Source organism: Bernardetia sp. (genome assembly GCF_020630935.1).
Classification (GTDB): domain Bacteria; phylum Bacteroidota; class Bacteroidia; order Cytophagales; family Bernardetiaceae; genus Bernardetia.
Genome location: NZ_JAHDIG010000003.1, coordinates 27,222 through 42,202, shown reverse-complemented (window position 1 = coordinate 42,202; position 14,981 = coordinate 27,222). Strand labels below are relative to the sequence as shown.

Below are 14,981 nucleotides of genomic sequence, written 5' to 3'. Positions count from 1 at the left end.
ATCAGTTTATCAGAATCAAATTCAAAGAATAAACTTTATCATAAAAATGGTAAGACACCAATAATGGCGAAAAAAGCTGTTGTTGGTGTCCCTACCAACGACCAAAATTATCTATACTATGATTCAAAAAATTAAAGAAACGTGTCTTTATGTGAGTGATTTGGATAAAACTCAAAATTTCTATCACAACGTGTTAGAGCTTCCCATTATTTCAAGAAAGGAAGATGCTTTTATATTCTTTAGAGCTGGTTCGGATGTACTTTTGTGTTTTATGAATGAGTATGCAGCTTCACAAGAACATCTACCTGCTCATTTTGCCAATGGAAACATACATTTTGCTTTTGAAGCCAAGGTAGAAGATTATCAACTGTGGAAAAATAAAATCAAGGAAGCAGGTATTGAGATTACACATGAACAAGAATGGAAAAATAACCTTATGTCATTCTATTTTGAAGACCCTAATAAACACGTTTTAGAAATTGTAAGTGAAGGAATTTGGGATGAGTAGAAATGTAAAAAAGGTCAGTATTTTTAAAAACACTGACCTTTTTTATAGTAAACTGAATGAGTTAGACTTTTACCTAAGTGTAACTATTGTTACACCTGCGCCACCTCGGTCGGCGTGTTCGTCTTTCATCGTCTGTACTTGTGGATACTGACGAAGTGCATCTCTGACCACTTGGCGTAAAACACCTTCTCCTTTTCCATGAAGAATACGAAGATTTTTCTGTGAGAGCATCACAGCATCATCCATAAAAGCCGTTACAATAGGATTTACTTCTTCGGCACGCTTTCCACGCACATCCAAATCTGGACTAAAATCAAGAACTTTTGTATGAAGCGTTGAACCTGCACTAGAAGAACTATTACCGTTTTTATTTCCTGTAATAGAAGAAGGTAGGACTTTTTCATCTACTTTCTGTAAACGGTTCATCTTGACAGTAGTTTTTAAAGCTCCAATACGAAGCAAAACATCTTTGTTTTTGATAGACAAAACTTCTGCAATGGCTGTCTGTCCTTTTATCTGAACAAAATCACCTTCTTCAATTTTGCTATCTACATAACGAATAATTTCGTCCTCATTTTTAGAAGTTTCTTTTTGAATAGGCTCAACAGTTACTTTATCTAGTTCATCTTGCAAGCCTTCTAAATCTTTTCTAAGAGCTTTCGTCTTTTGCTTGTCGGCTTGATTTTCCTTTATGCTTCGGATAGTATTTTCTATGCGCTTATTGGCGTTTTGCAGAAGTTCTTGGGCTTCTTTTTTAGCCTCTTGCATATACTTTTGCTTGTTTTTCTTCAAATCATCTTTGAGTTGCTGATTTTCTTTAAGCAATTTATCTACTTCAATGCCTTGTTTTCGGAGGTTGGTTTGTTGTCTGTCTAGGTTGGAGCGTTGTTTTTCAAGTTGTCTTAAAAGTCGTTCTACTTCTAACTGTTCGCCTCCTAGTTTTGAGTGTGCAGATTTAATAACATCGGAAGGCAAACCTATTTTTTTAGCAATTTCTAAGGCAAACGAGCTTCCTGGTTTTCCAATTTCTAATTTAAAAAGTGGCTCTAGGTTATCTACATCGTATCGCATTGCTCCATTGACAATAAATTGCGATTTTTCTGCCATAAATTTGAGATTGGCATAATGCGTCGTAATGACAGCATACATTCTTTGTTTTTCAAATTCTTCTAAAATTGCCTCTGCTATTGATGCACCTACTTGTGGCTCTGTTCCTGTTCCAAATTCATCTATAAGGGCAAGGGTTCGCTTGTTTCCTGCGATGAGGAATTTCTTCATATTATAAAGATGCGAACTGTACGTACTTAGGTCATTATCTATGGATTGTTCGTCGCCAATATCTATAAAAAGCTGGTCAAATATTCCTACTTTAGAACCTTCTTGAACAGGAATCAAAAGACCTGTCTGATACATATATTGAAGTAAACCAACCGTTTTTAAGAGAACCGATTTACCCCCAGCATTAGGTCCTGAAATAAGTAAAATACGCTGATTCCCATCTAAATAAAGTGTGTTTGGGTAAACTTTTTTTCCTTGTTTGGTATGAGATAGATAAAGAAGAGGGTGAAAAGCATTTTGCCAATCTATTAAAGCACGTTTTTCGAAAGTTGGGTTAATAGCATTTAATTTGATAGCAAAACGAGCCTTTGCACGGATAAAATCTACTTGAGCTAAAAATTCGTAAGCATATTTTAAAGTATGCAGATGAGGGCGTAAAAATGTTGTAAGGTCTGTCAGAATACGTACAATTTCAAAGCGTTCTTGATGCAAAAGCTGCTTAATATCGTTATTCAAATCTACAATTGCTTCAGGCTCTATGAAGATAGTTTGTCCTGTTGATGATGTATCGTGAACAATTCCTTTTAGCTGTTTTCTGTATTCTGTTTTGATAGGAACTACCATTCTACCTTCTCTAACTGTCGTTTCTACATCAGAACGTAGATAATCGTTTTTTCTAAGTCCTTCTACAATAGAAACGAGTTTTTTACGAAGCGTAACTTGTGTTCGAACAATATCTTGACGGATTTTTTGAAGCTCTGCTGAGGCATTGTTTCGCATCTGCCCTTTGTCGTCAATTACTCGTTCTATATCTTGAATAACCTCATAAGGCACATCAATATCTTGACACAAGGCTTGCAAGCGTGGAAACTCTGCTTTAGGCTGCCTTCTAATAACTCTAAGCGTTTGATAGAGCGTATCCAAAGAACGCTTTACGTCGTAAAACTCACTTTCTGTTAGAAAATTATTGACAATAGAGGCTTTGGCAAGATATGCCGAAACATCAAAGTAATAACTTTCTGGTGGGCTTTGTCCTGTTTCTATAAGTTTTTTAAACTCGGCAGTCTGCTCTGTGAGGCTGGCAATGGCTTCATAATCGTTATGAAATTCCATTTTATCAATTAGTTGCCTTCCCAAAATGCCTTGACATTCTTCGCCTAAATATTCACGAATTTTATCGAATCCTAATTTTGTTTCTATATTTTGAGGGTAAACCATTTTTTTCATTTATCAGTAAACACTTACCAGTAATTGGTTACTGGCATTTTTTGGCGACTCAAAGGTACGCCTTTGATATAAAATATTGTAATGCCTAGATAACCCAGTTTTTACAATTTTGATTCAAAAAGAAAAATATTTTTTAAAACCCACTGTAAGTCAGCAGTTTATCTATTGATATCAGTACTCTAAAGTTTGTATATCTTTTACCTCATGAAAGCCTAATACCTTGATAATAGAAGATAACTACTCTATATGTTTTATTTATAGTGTTAGCTTTAAAATATTGTCTAATATTATCATAAATTCACTATTTTTGTTTCTCTTACCTACTCAGATTTTTTTTACTGATACAGATGATTTTTTCGATTTTATTTTTCCAAAATAGATATACAATAAGAAACAATAATTTAGTTTTCTATGTTTTTCTTATTCTCTATTTTTTCAATTTCTCTACACATGCTCAAACCATTATCCTAAATGAGAAAGAAGGTATTTCTAGCTTGGGAAATACTCTGTATTATTATATAGACAATGAAAACAAAAATTATTCAATAGAAGAAATTAAAAGTAAAGATTTCGAACAAAAATGGCTTCAAAACCAATCTGAACACCTTAATTTAGGCTATTTATCTGCTCCTGTCTGGCTTAAATTGGAAATAGAAAATCAAACTGATATAAGTAATTGGCAACTCAACTTAGATATGCCCTTTACAGATAGTATTGATTTTTATCATGTAAAAGAAGGTATTTTAATACAGAATACTCAAACTGGTTGGCTATTTCCCTATCACTCTCGTGGTGATATAAAAACAAATGGATTCGTTTTTCCATTACAATTACAACCTCAAGAAAAAAGTACATACTATTTTCGTATTCGCTCTAATTACCCTGTCTTACTACCTACTTATATATTTACAAAGGAGCAAATCCATCAAGAATCCAAAGACAGCCATATTGGTTATGGTATTTATTTTGGAATGCTTCTAATCATGATGCTTTATAATCTAGTTATATTCTTTATAATTAGAGACCGAAACTATATCTACTATGTACTAACTATCATCTGTACTTTCCTAACTTTTGCTGGCGTAAGTGGATATTTATTCAAATATATTTACCCTAATTTTCCTGCTGCTAATGTATATTTTACTCGTGCAGCAATGATTGGAATTACTATTACAGCTTCTATTTTCACTACTAATTTTCTCAATCTAAAAAAAGAATTTCCTTCACTACATAAATTTTTCTTATTCATTATAGCTTTATCTATTATTGCTTACCCTATCAATTATTTGCTTTGGAGTGGCGCAATAAATGCTATTATCAAGCTGGTATCTGTATCATTTCTAGCGACTGGAATATATTGTTGGTATAAGGGAAATAAATTTGCACGTTTTTTTGTTTTAGCGTGGGCTTCTTATCTGATAGGAGGTTTTTTGATAACACTGCGTAATAGTGGAACGCTTCCTATTAGTTTTTGGACAAGTCATGGAGCAGAAATTGGTTCTGCCTTAGAAGTAGCTCTAATTTCTGTTGCTTTAGCAGATAGATATAGAGCTATAAGAAGAGAAAAAAATATTGCTACAAAAAAGGCTTTACGTTTGGAGCAGCAAAGCAAAGAAGAATTGGAAAGTAAAGTAAAAGAACGCACTCAAAAACTTAATGAAAGCAATGAAGAGCTTGCCCAGACTAATGAAGAACTTGCTCAAACGGTTGAAACAGTAGAAAAACAAAAAGCAGAAATCGAACTCAAAAGTATTGCGCTTTCCAACAGCATTAATTATGCCAAACGCATTCAAGAAGCTGTTTTGCCGTCTCAAAATGAAATTTGTAAATATTTTGAAGATTGTTTTACACTTTATTTACCTAAAGATGTAGTGAGTGGAGATTTTTATTTTTTCTTAGAGAAAAAAGAGTACACATTTTTTGCTGTGGCAGACTGTACAGGACACGGAGTTCCAGGGTCTCTCATGTCAATGATAGGAATAAATTTATTACGTGAAATTATCATTGAAAATAATTATACTTCACCTGCTCAAATATTATTGACGCTGCATCAACAAATCGTTTCACTTCTCAAACAAAAAGATACAGGAAACAAAGACGGAATGGATATTTCACTTTGTGTTATCAATAAGTTAGAAAACAAAATTTGTTTCTCTGGAGCAAGAAATCCACTTATCACCATAAAAAACAATGCTATTGTAGAGCATAAGGCTAGTAAATTTAGCATTGGAGGTTCTTTAAAAACAGAAGGAATTTCCTTTGAAGATACCATCTTAAAAATAGATAATCAGACTTCGTATTATATGTATTCTGATGGTTATCAAGACCAGTTTGGAGGAAAACAGAATAAAAAATTTATGCGTAAAAACCTCAAAACCCTTCTTCAATCTATCCATCAACTTCCCTTTGATGAGCAAAAACAAATTTTGGAAAATACACTTTCCACATGGATGCAAGAAGCTGATGCTATGCAAATAGATGATATTTTGGTAATGGGATTCAGAATATAATCATTTACCATTTTATAAAAATTATGTCCTCCTTTGAAATATTAAAAAATAAAAGTAAAAGTGATTTAGATATTCTTTTTGAAAATTCTAGTATGGCTACTTTTGAAAATATAGAAGGATATAGTTTCATAGGATACAATACAAATTCGATTACAGGTTTTCTTGGTTTTAGAAATTTTATAAAAGTATTTGAGACCTCACAAAAAACGGGTTATAATATAATAGTTTCTCAAAACAAGACTTCCAATCATTCTAACTACATCAAAAAAAACAAAAAAGGCAAACCTTTAAAACAAGGGTTTTATGCTCTTTATAATCCTGCTAAAATAGACATACAAGGATTGGTCATTGATTATGGAAAAGGTAAAAATCATTTTTTAGAGCCTGCCAGATTTCTTAAAGACTACCTTGTTGTTCCTTATCCCCAAAAACCAAATATTCTTTTAGGAAAAGCATTTTTGAAAATAGGTAAGCATCTATTTTTTTTATCTTATTTTATTCTAAAGAAATTCAAACCACTTAGCCAACTCTAAAAAAATGCAATTAATATTTGATAAATGGGATAGTGATTTAATTCCTCAATATAAAGATGCCGTACAAAAAACAGGTTTTTTGCATATCAGAAACTACATTACACCTAAAGAAATAGAAAATATATTTGAAGCTCAAGCCAATATCGAAAAAAAATGGATTGAAGAGGATAAAGAAGAAATGTTTGGAGTTCCTATTTTATATGGAAAAGATTTAGATGGCAAAACTATAATACACCGAAGTCCTTTTATGTCTTTAAATACATCCTATTTTGAAGAATCTGGGCTAATCAGTAGAATGAAAAAACTTTTGGAAGTTGTTGGAAAAGAGTTTAGAATAGGAGAAAATGAAAATGATGGAATTGTTTTTAATCATTATTTAAAAAAAGAACAAGAAGCATCAAGAAGAAAATTAGGATGGCATACAGACAGTGGTAGAGATTTTTGGTCATTAGAAAAACCTAAACTTTACTATAATATTGGCATCCATTTAGATGACTGCCCTAAAAATAAAGGAGGACTGCGCCTACTTTTGGGTTCTCATTTACAATCTATATCAAGTATGTTGTTTAAAAAATGGCATTTTATAGACCATCGTCAAGATAAAAATGAGTATTGTGTAGAAACTAGAGCAGGAGATATGACCATACACGATGCTAGAATTTGGCATCGTGTGGCTGAATGCCCTGCACATGGTGAAGCAAGTAGAAGAAGAGTTTTGTATATTCCGTTTGTAAGAGGAGAGGTAAAGGAAAAAACAGAGCAAAGCAAACCACCTATTTATCTCGTTATTTTAAAGAAAATCAACAAAGTAAAAAGCAGCCTACTTCAATAGCATCATAAAATATGAATTTATAACAAATAGTAGCATCAGATAATTTGTAGTTTTGTCTTATAATCTCAACTATCAAATTATTTATTTTATCTATGGCTTTAGCTAAACTTAGTGTAAACATTAATAAATTTGCTACACTGCGCAACGCAAGAGGAGGAAACAATCCAAACTTAGTACAAGTAGCAAAAGATTGCGAACGCTTTGGAGCAGAGGGAATTACAATTCATCCACGTCCAGACGAGCGTCATATCCGTTATCAAGATGCCTTTGATTTGGCAAAAATTGTTCAGACAGAATTTAATATTGAAGGAAATCCACAAAAGGGGCGTTATTTAGAAATTGTGAAGGAAATAAAACCTACACAGGCGACTCTCGTTCCAGATTCAGATGATGCACTAACTTCTAATGCAGGCTGGGACACTATCAAACATCAAGAGTACCTCAAAAATACCATTTCAGAACTCAAAAACTTAGGTATTAGAGTTTCAATTTTTATAGACCCAGTAAAAGAACTTATTGAAGGGGCAGCCAAAACAGGAGCAGACAGAATTGAATTTTATACAGAAAGTTATGCTCAAAACTTTAAAGAAGATTCAAAAAAAGCCATTCAAAACTATGTAGAATGTGCAGAATTAGCTCATACACTTAGCTTAGGAATCAATGCAGGACACGATTTAGATTTAGATAATCTGAATTACTTAGCTAAAAATCTTCCTCATTTGAAAGAAGTTTCCATTGGTCATGCACTCGTTTGTGATGCTTTGTATTTGGGTTTAGAAAATACAATTGGGCTTTATAAAAGAGCTTTAAAATCATAAAAAATAATACCCTAAGAGTTTTTAAAAATCCTTAGGGTATGAAAATAAAACTAGATTTTTTTGCACTCCTTAATTTGTATAGGTGTTCCCCACATAAAAACTCCAAATCCCATAGCTTCTTCAGCTTTTACCTCTACTTTCAAACCTTCTTTTTGAAACTCTGAAGAAAGGTTTTCGGGTTTGTATTCTGTGCCGTCATCAGCAATAATTCCCCAAAATCCACCTTCTAAATCTTGATAAACTACTTTTCCTTTGAAATGTGTCATAATTTTTTTTAATGATTAATTGTTAGTGATAAATGATAATGTTTTGCCAAAAGCAAGCCTTTTGACCTACTAAAAATTGAATAACCTAAACATATAACTACTGGTTACTGCTTACTGATATTTTCGGTTTTTTATAAACAGGAACACTGCTACATGCTTCCCCAAACATAATCAGTTTTGCTATTGGAGCCAGCCTACGAGTAGCTTCTCCGTACACAAAATTTGGAATTTTTATTTTGCTGCACCCTTTAATGACAACTTTTTTATCTAAAAATTGCTGCCAATCGTAAGTATTGAAAATGTCTCTGTAAAGCTCGCTTTCTAGTTCTGATTTTGTTCCAATAACTACCTTTTTTGCATAAGGTTCAATATTAGAAACTATTACCATAAATGCCCACATCGGAACAATAGCATCTGCTGAACAAACGACATTTACAAACTTGCCTTGATACTGACTCCAATCGTATTGTTTTACAAATGCTCTAAAATCTTTTTCCCTTAAAATAAGTTCTTGAAAGAGATTTTGTTTTATATCGTATTCTATTCGCTCGCCTTCTGGATAAATTTCTTCCAAATCAAATGTTATGATGGAAGAATTAGTGATTTTATTTAAAGGTTTTTCTATTGTATTTTTTTCCATAGCTTTTTTAAATAACCGTCGTTGAGCTTTAGAAGCGTCAACGAGGTTTTGTAAATTATTTTTTCATCATTTTGAACGTAAAAAATGTTAGAACTACAATGATTGCTCCCATCAGAAACCATAACCAAAGTGAGTTTTCAAAAAGTGGTTTGACTTTTTCTACTTCCTTTTGAGGGATTTTTTCTTCATCACTAAGTATTAGTGAAGTCAAATCATTAGGAATAGTATTTTCAAAACGAGTAATGTCGTAGTTTGGTTTTTGTATTCTTTCATTTCCATACGCTAAAAAATAACTTCTATTTTTATCTGATGGAGAAACTCTAGCAAAAAGTTCTTTTGTATATACTTTGACTCCAACCTTTCCAATATCTAAGGGCTGATTGTCTTGGTTATCAATAATGATTTGATATTTTTTTGCTTTTACATTCGGATTCAAAGAAAAATCAGAAACTCCATTTTCTTTTTCTAGTGATGAGAGTGTGCTAGTATGAAGCGTTACAAAATTATAAATCACTCCTTTTTCAGTTTTGGTACTATCCAAAAGATATTTGAATTGAATTTTTCTGTAATAATCAAAATCATTTTTTACTTCCAAAGAAACGACATCTAAAACAGCAGAATACGCTATTTCAAAATCAATAACTGTTTGTTTTTTTTCTTTATCAATCGTTAGATTTTTAGATACAACTTCTAAATCTTCAGAAGAACCTTCTACAATTTCTTGTAAAAAAATACTAGCAGAAGCAAGTTTAGGTTCATTCTTTTGAAAGTTTGTTTGGTCTGATAATCTTAACCTATAATATTTATACTTTGATGAAGCAAAAGCAAGATTTGTAAAACTATAATCTGTAAAATCATTCTTGATAGAAACAATACGATAATCCTTCAAAATCTCAAACCACTCATTTTGGTTTTGACTTCCTTCTAGCTTTACTTTCCAATCAAAATTATCATTCTCAAAATTTAATTTGATTAGATTTATTGCTTCTTCTGTATCAGATGTTTTTTCTAATGTGAAGAAATATTCTTGTTCTTTTTTTGCTGTATTGATAATTTTAAAATCTACTTGACTACTGTTTACAAAAGTTGGTCTGAGCTTGTTTATCAAAAACGGAACTTCTACCGTATCTGTATTGTCCACTCCAAAAATACGCACATCAGAAAAATCTGTACTTGCTTTTTCAGTTACTTGGGTAGGCAAAATCAATTTGTACCACTCTGTCTGCTTGCTATTTTCTATGCCTTTTATTTCTCTCTTATAAAGGAAATTTTGAGCAAAAATAGAGTTGCTAGACAACAGTAAAATTGCAACAAGTAGTAAGGTCGTTTTTTTCATTTGCTATTAGATTAAGATAGTTGCAGCGCAACATCATGTTTGTAGTTCTTTTTTAATAATTCATCTTTTGAGCTGCATCGCAGCGTAATGATGGTGTATTTATTGTAAAATATTTTTAATATAACGCTGCTCGGCAGCTTTTGAATGAATTTATATTATCAATCTACTACAAATATGGCGTTGCTCTGCAACTGAAAATTTAGCAGTTATATTTTCTATTTTGAGTTCATCAAATCTTCAATTTCCTCTACTTCAATAGGAATATTTCCCATCAAATCGTCGTAGCCATTTTTTGTAATGACAATATCATTCTCCAAACGAATACCTATTTTTTCCTCTGGAATGTAAATCCCTGGTTCGACGGTAAAGACCATTCCAGCCTCTATTTTTTTATCAAAAGCACCATAATCGTGAACATTGATTCCTAAATGGTGAGTTGTTCCGTGCATAAAATATTTTTTATATAACGGATTATTTGGGTCTTGGTTTTTGACTTCCTTTTTATTTAGAAGACCTAAATCAATGAGTTCTTTTTCCATTAAACTCCCTACTTCTTTATGATATTCGTCTAAAGTATTTGAAGGATTTAGAAGTTTCATTGCCTCACGCTGCACACGCAACACGGCATTATAAACAGCTTTTTGGCGTGTGGTAAATTTTCCACTCACAGGAATCGTTCTTGACATATCAGAAGCATAACCAGCATATTCTGCCCCTACATCAAATAAAATCAAATCGCCTTTTCTACAAACATTGTCGTTCTGTACATAATGCAATACACAGGCATTTTCACCTGCTGCAATAATTGGCTCATAAGCAAAACCTTTTGAGCGATTGATAATAAATTCGTGCAATAATTCGGCTTCTATTTCATACTCCATTACACCATCTTTAACAAATGGCAAAATACGGCGAAATCCTTTTTCTGTAATGCTACAAGCGTGGCGAATGAGTTCTACTTCTGTTTTTTCCTTGATTGCACGGATTTTATGCAAAATAGGTGCGCTTCTTTGGTAATTGTGCAAAGGAAAACGATGTTGCATTTCCTTACGGAAACGGTCGTCTCTAGTTTCTGTTTCTACGCCTTGTCTAGTGTGTTCGTTGGTGGTAAGATAAACATTTTGAGCGGGGAAAATTAAAAATCGTTGTAAAATAGACCAAAACTCGCTTGTCCAAAATACTGTCTGTACACCTGATTGCTTTGTGGCAGCTTCTTTTGTGAGCTTTTCGCCTTCCCAAACTTTAATGTGTTCGTTGGTTTCCTTTACGAACAAAACTTCTCTATACTTTTCATCTTTAGCATCTGGGAAGAGAACTAAGATGGTTTCCTCTTGTGCAATTCCTGTCAAATAATAAATATCCGAATGCTGAACAAATGGCATTGTACCGTCTGCACTCGTCGGCATAATATCATTTGAATTAAAAACAGCAATCGAATTAGGTAATAAGTCTTTAACAAACTTTTTACGGTTTTTTTCAAAAAGTTTGCTCTTTATAGGTTTGTGTCGCATAAATTGAGAATAGAATAATGATTATTTTGATTTCTTCCAGTTTACTCAAATGTACAAAATTTTCTAGGCAAGGCAATGAGTATTTAGCTACACTGAACTATTCGTTTGATAATGGATAATAAAAAATTGTGAATACTATGTTTCTACTCAATATTTTACACCAATAGTTGTAATTTTTTCTCTTTTACTACTACATATTTTACAAATTATTATAATCAAATGCTTCTAATGAGTTACTAATTTTCAACCTTTAGCTCAGCGAAGCTAATTATACATTTACTTATAATGTTACCAACAAAAGCAAAAACTAAAGCCATTTCCAAAACAGAAGATGAGATTATATGGAAAAAAAGTTTTTGGAAACGCAAAACAACTATCCTTTATGCAGGCAGAGAAATAGGTTATTTCAAGATGAGGGGAGTCTTTTTGCTAGGAGGAAGAGGAATATTATTGGATAGAGAATTTGAAATCAGGTCAAAAAATTATTGGAGTTCAAAATTTGACATCATAGACAAAACAAGTGATAAATATTTAGCCACCATAAAATTCAATGTTTGGACATCTAAAGCAAGGCTTTATGTAGATGGAGAGGTTTTCCGTTTCAAACAAAATATGTGGGGCAATGGCACGTGGTGGTGGCAGCGTGAAAATGGAACTCCAGAAGAACAAAATGAAAAACTTATCAAAACTTCTATCTCAAATTATTTTTCTGGAAAGGGAGCTTTTCGTTTTGGTAATACAGGGGAAAGCAATCTCAATGCACTTATTTTAGGTGGTCTTTTTATCAAGACAATGAATAGCGAAGGTTATACGATGAACTATTGATGTAAAAATGTTTCGTCGAATTACGATTCAATCCAAACAATTAAATTCTTATGTTTGTAGTAGAAAATAAATTAAGATTTTAGAATTGAGATACACTTTTTCCAAATTTCAATTTTACGTAAGAATTAAAAAAACATCCATGCAACCTGTAACACTAACTAATAGTCAATCCCTTTTTTCAGAAGCTCAACACCATATTCCTGGAGGCGTAAACTCACCTGTTCGTGCCTTTCAAGCTGTCGGAGGAACACCTGTTTTTATAAAATCTGCCAAAGGTGCATATCTTTTTGATGAAGATAACAACAAATACATCGATTTGATTGGTTCTTGGGGACCGATGATTTTAGGACACGGACACGAAGAAGTTACAGAAGCCATCATCGAAGCTGTACATCGTTCGTCTTCGTTTGGCGCACCTACACGTAGAGAGGTAACAATTGCAGAACTGATTTGCCAAATGGTGCCATCCATCGAAAAAGTAAGGATGGTAAACTCAGGAACAGAAGCAACTATGTCTGCTGTGCGTGTGGCTCGTGGTTATACAGGAAGAGAAAAATTTATCAAAACAATAGGTTGTTATCACGGACACGGCGATTCTTTTTTGATTGCAGCAGGAAGTGGAGCAGCTACGATGGGAACACCCAACAGCCCTGGGGTAACAAAAGGGACAGCAAAAGATACTCTCTTAGCACCTCACAACGACTTGGATGCCATTCAGTACTTAGTAGATGCTAATCCAAATGAAATTGCAGCCATTATTATTGAGCCTGTGGCTGGAAATATGGGATGCGTCTTGCCAAAAGAAGGATATTTAGAAGGTCTTAGAAAACTTTGCGACAAGCACGGAATTGTACTTATTTTTGATGAGGTAATGACTGGTTTTAGATTGGCTAAAGGTGGAGCACAAGAAGTCTATGGCGTTACACCAGACATGACAACACTTGGGAAAATTATTGGGGGAGGAATGCCAGTAGGAGCTTACGGAGGTAAAAAAGAAATTATGGACTGTGTTTCTCCTGTTGGAAAAGTATATCAAGCAGGAACGCTTTCTGGAAATCCAGTGGCGATGGCAGCAGGTTTAGCTCTGCTTTCTATTTTGAATGATAACCCTCAAATTTATCAGAATTTAGAGCAAAAAACGACTAAAATAGCTGAGGGGATGCGAAAAGCCATCAAAGAACAAGGCTTAAACTATACAGTCAATCAAATTGGTTCGATGACAAATATTTTCTTTACAGATAAAAAAGTAGAAAACTTTGAAGATGCTCTCACCTGTGATACAGCTCTTTTTGGTAAGTATTTTCATGCTATGCTCAACCGTGGAATTTATATTGCTCCTGCACAGTTTGAAAGTTGGTTCTTATCTAATGCTCTTTCAGACCAAGATGTAAATAGAATTATTGAAGCCAATGAGGATGCACTTAGAGAAATTCATTCTTAATTTTTTGATGGTATTACACAAAGTATGATAGTTATTCATTTCAATTTGTTTGGGTAAGTTATCGTTGGTAAGACACCGACAATGGCGAAAAATAGCCGTTGTTGGTGTCCTCAACAACCAATATAACTCATCATACTTTTTACAACATAGCCACTTATTATATAAGTTTTTTAAATTTCCACCCTAACTTTCCCATTGCAGAAAGCGAATTGTATTTGCTTGTCTGGTACATTGAGTCTAAGTTGAGAGAATTATAAAAATTTGAATAATTATCTTTTATAGCTTCACAATACTCTATTACGTGCTGATATGCCTTATTTTCAAATGCTACTGGAATTTTTCTGTATAAAAACATAGCAACAATTTTGTCTATATCTATACTTTGAATTATTTGCTCATCAATATTATAAATTACTTGCTCATTAGAATCAATTCCTAAATTTTTTAGAATATTAATTCCTTTTATAGCTTTTTCATTAGACTTTAGCGTGTAAAGCAACCTTAAAAATACTTTATCTTTTTCTATTTCAAACTTACTTTGCTGGCTGACAGTCTTACTCTCTGGATGCAGGCGATAAGCAGAAAAAACATCTTCTACTTGCATTATCTCATAATTTAAAGCAATGCGTAAGAGCAAATCATAATCCATACTGTAATGCAAGGATTCATCTACTAAATCTTGATGATTATTGACATCATAACTTTGTTTTTCAAATATATTTCTTTTAAAGAAACTTGAAGGCTGAGGAAAACACATGTGCGTAAAATAATCTATACTCAAGTCAGAATTATAACCTGCCGTTATTTGGTCTGAATAGCCTTCTCCAAAAGTCTTGGTTTTTCCATGAATGAGTGAAACACTAGGATTTTCTAAAAAATGATTGGCTGCATTTGGTAAAGCGTTTTCTAACAACAAATCATCACTACAAATCCACGTCAGAATATCACCCGTACTTTTTCGCATTCCTTTATTTATAGCTTCGCTTTGTCCTTTGTCCTTTTCTGATACCCAATAGGCTAAATGTTTTTCATATTTTTTGATTATTTCTACTGTGTTATCCGTACTTTTTCCATCAATAATAATATATTCCAAATTTGGGTATTCTTGTGATAAGATAGAATCTATGGTTTCTTCTATAAAATTTCCTTGATTGAAAGATGGTGTAACGACTGTAATTTTAGGTAAATTCATCTTCTTACATTTTTTATAATTGTTTCAGAAGTAAAATTAAGTAAATTTAGGCAGATTATTTTTC

General features: G+C 32.8%; 13 protein-coding genes. 7 read left to right on the top strand and 6 right to left on the bottom strand.

Going from position 1 to position 14,981, the window contains the following annotated elements:
* The first annotated feature begins 118 nt into the window (after positions 1–118).
* Complete coding sequence (locus QZ659_RS01455; protein WP_291720801.1) at positions 119–508, top strand: VOC family protein; 390 nt, start codon at positions 119–121, stop codon at positions 506–508.
* 69 nt (positions 509–577) lie between these two features.
* Here the strand turns inward: QZ659_RS01455 and QZ659_RS01450 are convergent, their stop codons facing one another.
* A complete protein-coding gene (locus tag QZ659_RS01450) occupies positions 578–3,004 on the bottom strand; it encodes an endonuclease MutS2 (protein WP_291720798.1) in 2,427 nt (808 codons plus the stop codon).
* Positions 3,005–3,360: 356 nt separating this feature from the next.
* Here QZ659_RS01450 and QZ659_RS01445 point away from each other — a divergent pair, with 356 nt between their 5' ends.
* The 4 genes from QZ659_RS01445 (at position 3,361) to QZ659_RS01430 (ending at position 7,706) form a co-directional block, all read left to right on the top strand.
* Complete coding sequence (locus QZ659_RS01445; protein ID WP_291720795.1) at positions 3,361–5,523, top strand: 7TM diverse intracellular signaling domain-containing protein; 2,163 nt, start codon at positions 3,361–3,363, stop codon at positions 5,521–5,523.
* Positions 5,524–5,546: 23 nt separating this feature from the next.
* The gene (locus QZ659_RS01440; RefSeq protein ID WP_291720791.1) at positions 5,547–6,056 is read left to right on the top strand and encodes a hypothetical protein; all 510 of its coding nucleotides are present in this window, start codon (positions 5,547–5,549) and stop codon (positions 6,054–6,056) included.
* Positions 6,057–6,060: 4 nt separating this feature from the next.
* Positions 6,061–6,888 carry a phytanoyl-CoA dioxygenase family protein gene (locus QZ659_RS01435; RefSeq protein ID WP_291720788.1) on the top strand — a complete coding sequence of 276 codons (828 nt, stop codon included), beginning with the start codon at positions 6,061–6,063 and terminating at the stop codon, positions 6,886–6,888.
* Between the two features lie 92 nt (positions 6,889–6,980).
* Entirely contained in the window at positions 6,981–7,706 is a 726-nt protein-coding gene (locus tag QZ659_RS01430; RefSeq protein WP_291720785.1) for a pyridoxine 5'-phosphate synthase, read from the top strand.
* A 50-nt stretch (positions 7,707–7,756) separates the two neighbouring features.
* Here QZ659_RS01430 and QZ659_RS01425 read toward each other — a convergent pair whose 3' ends face one another.
* From QZ659_RS01425 to QZ659_RS01410, 4 genes are all read right to left on the bottom strand, one after another.
* Positions 7,757–7,972: a hypothetical protein gene (locus QZ659_RS01425; protein WP_291720783.1), complete on the bottom strand. Its 216-nt coding sequence runs from the start codon at positions 7,970–7,972 to the stop codon at positions 7,757–7,759.
* 97 nt (positions 7,973–8,069) lie between these two features.
* Complete coding sequence (locus tag QZ659_RS01420) at positions 8,070–8,612, bottom strand: DUF2480 family protein (RefSeq protein ID WP_291720781.1); 543 nt, start codon at positions 8,610–8,612, stop codon at positions 8,070–8,072.
* A gap of 55 nt (positions 8,613–8,667) precedes the next feature.
* Positions 8,668–9,948, bottom strand: a complete 1,281-nt coding sequence (locus QZ659_RS01415; RefSeq protein WP_291720779.1) for a hypothetical protein — start codon at positions 9,946–9,948, stop codon at positions 8,668–8,670.
* Between the two features lie 215 nt (positions 9,949–10,163).
* Positions 10,164–11,459, bottom strand: a complete 1,296-nt coding sequence (locus tag QZ659_RS01410; protein ID WP_291720776.1) for an aminopeptidase P family protein — start codon at positions 11,457–11,459, stop codon at positions 10,164–10,166.
* 285 nt (positions 11,460–11,744) lie between these two features.
* On the opposite strand from QZ659_RS01410, the gene QZ659_RS01405 reads away from it, so the two are divergent.
* Complete coding sequence (locus QZ659_RS01405) at positions 11,745–12,284, top strand: hypothetical protein (protein ID WP_291720773.1); 540 nt, start codon at positions 11,745–11,747, stop codon at positions 12,282–12,284.
* 139 nt (positions 12,285–12,423) lie between these two features.
* Positions 12,424–13,725 (top strand): glutamate-1-semialdehyde 2,1-aminomutase, encoded by a 1,302-nt coding sequence (gene hemL, locus QZ659_RS01400; protein ID WP_291720770.1) that lies wholly within the window; start codon positions 12,424–12,426, stop codon positions 13,723–13,725.
* 157 nt (positions 13,726–13,882) lie between these two features.
* Here the strand turns inward: hemL and QZ659_RS01395 are convergent, their stop codons facing one another.
* Positions 13,883–14,917 (bottom strand): glycosyltransferase family 2 protein, encoded by a 1,035-nt coding sequence (locus QZ659_RS01395; protein ID WP_291720767.1) that lies wholly within the window; start codon positions 14,915–14,917, stop codon positions 13,883–13,885.
* Between the last annotated feature and the right edge of the window lie 64 nt (positions 14,918–14,981).

What these genes read in the sequence shown, in the direction of transcription:
- QZ659_RS01440 (WP_291720791.1), top strand. Translation starts at nt 5,547, where the DNA reads ATGTCCTCCTTTGAAATATTAAAAAATAAAAGTAAAAGTGATTTAGAT.
- QZ659_RS01450 (WP_291720798.1), bottom strand. Translation starts at nt 3,004, where the DNA reads ATGGTTTACCCTCAAAATATAGAAACAAAATTAGGATTCGATAAAATT.
- QZ659_RS01445 (WP_291720795.1), top strand. Translation starts at nt 3,361, where the DNA reads ATGATTTTTTCGATTTTATTTTTCCAAAATAGATATACAATAAGAAAC.
- QZ659_RS01395 (WP_291720767.1), bottom strand. Translation starts at nt 14,917, where the DNA reads ATGAATTTACCTAAAATTACAGTCGTTACACCATCTTTCAATCAAGGA.
- QZ659_RS01420 (WP_291720781.1), bottom strand. Translation starts at nt 8,612, where the DNA reads ATGGAAAAAAATACAATAGAAAAACCTTTAAATAAAATCACTAATTCT.
- hemL (WP_291720770.1), top strand. Translation starts at nt 12,424, where the DNA reads ATGCAACCTGTAACACTAACTAATAGTCAATCCCTTTTTTCAGAAGCT.
- QZ659_RS01455 (WP_291720801.1), top strand. Translation starts at nt 119, where the DNA reads ATGATTCAAAAAATTAAAGAAACGTGTCTTTATGTGAGTGATTTGGAT.
- QZ659_RS01435 (WP_291720788.1), top strand. Translation starts at nt 6,061, where the DNA reads ATGCAATTAATATTTGATAAATGGGATAGTGATTTAATTCCTCAATAT.
- QZ659_RS01415 (WP_291720779.1), bottom strand. Translation starts at nt 9,948, where the DNA reads ATGAAAAAAACGACCTTACTACTTGTTGCAATTTTACTGTTGTCTAGC.
- QZ659_RS01425 (WP_291720783.1), bottom strand. Translation starts at nt 7,972, where the DNA reads ATGACACATTTCAAAGGAAAAGTAGTTTATCAAGATTTAGAAGGTGGA.
- QZ659_RS01430 (WP_291720785.1), top strand. Translation starts at nt 6,981, where the DNA reads ATGGCTTTAGCTAAACTTAGTGTAAACATTAATAAATTTGCTACACTG.
- QZ659_RS01405 (WP_291720773.1), top strand. Translation starts at nt 11,745, where the DNA reads ATGTTACCAACAAAAGCAAAAACTAAAGCCATTTCCAAAACAGAAGAT.
- QZ659_RS01410 (WP_291720776.1), bottom strand. Translation starts at nt 11,459, where the DNA reads ATGCGACACAAACCTATAAAGAGCAAACTTTTTGAAAAAAACCGTAAA.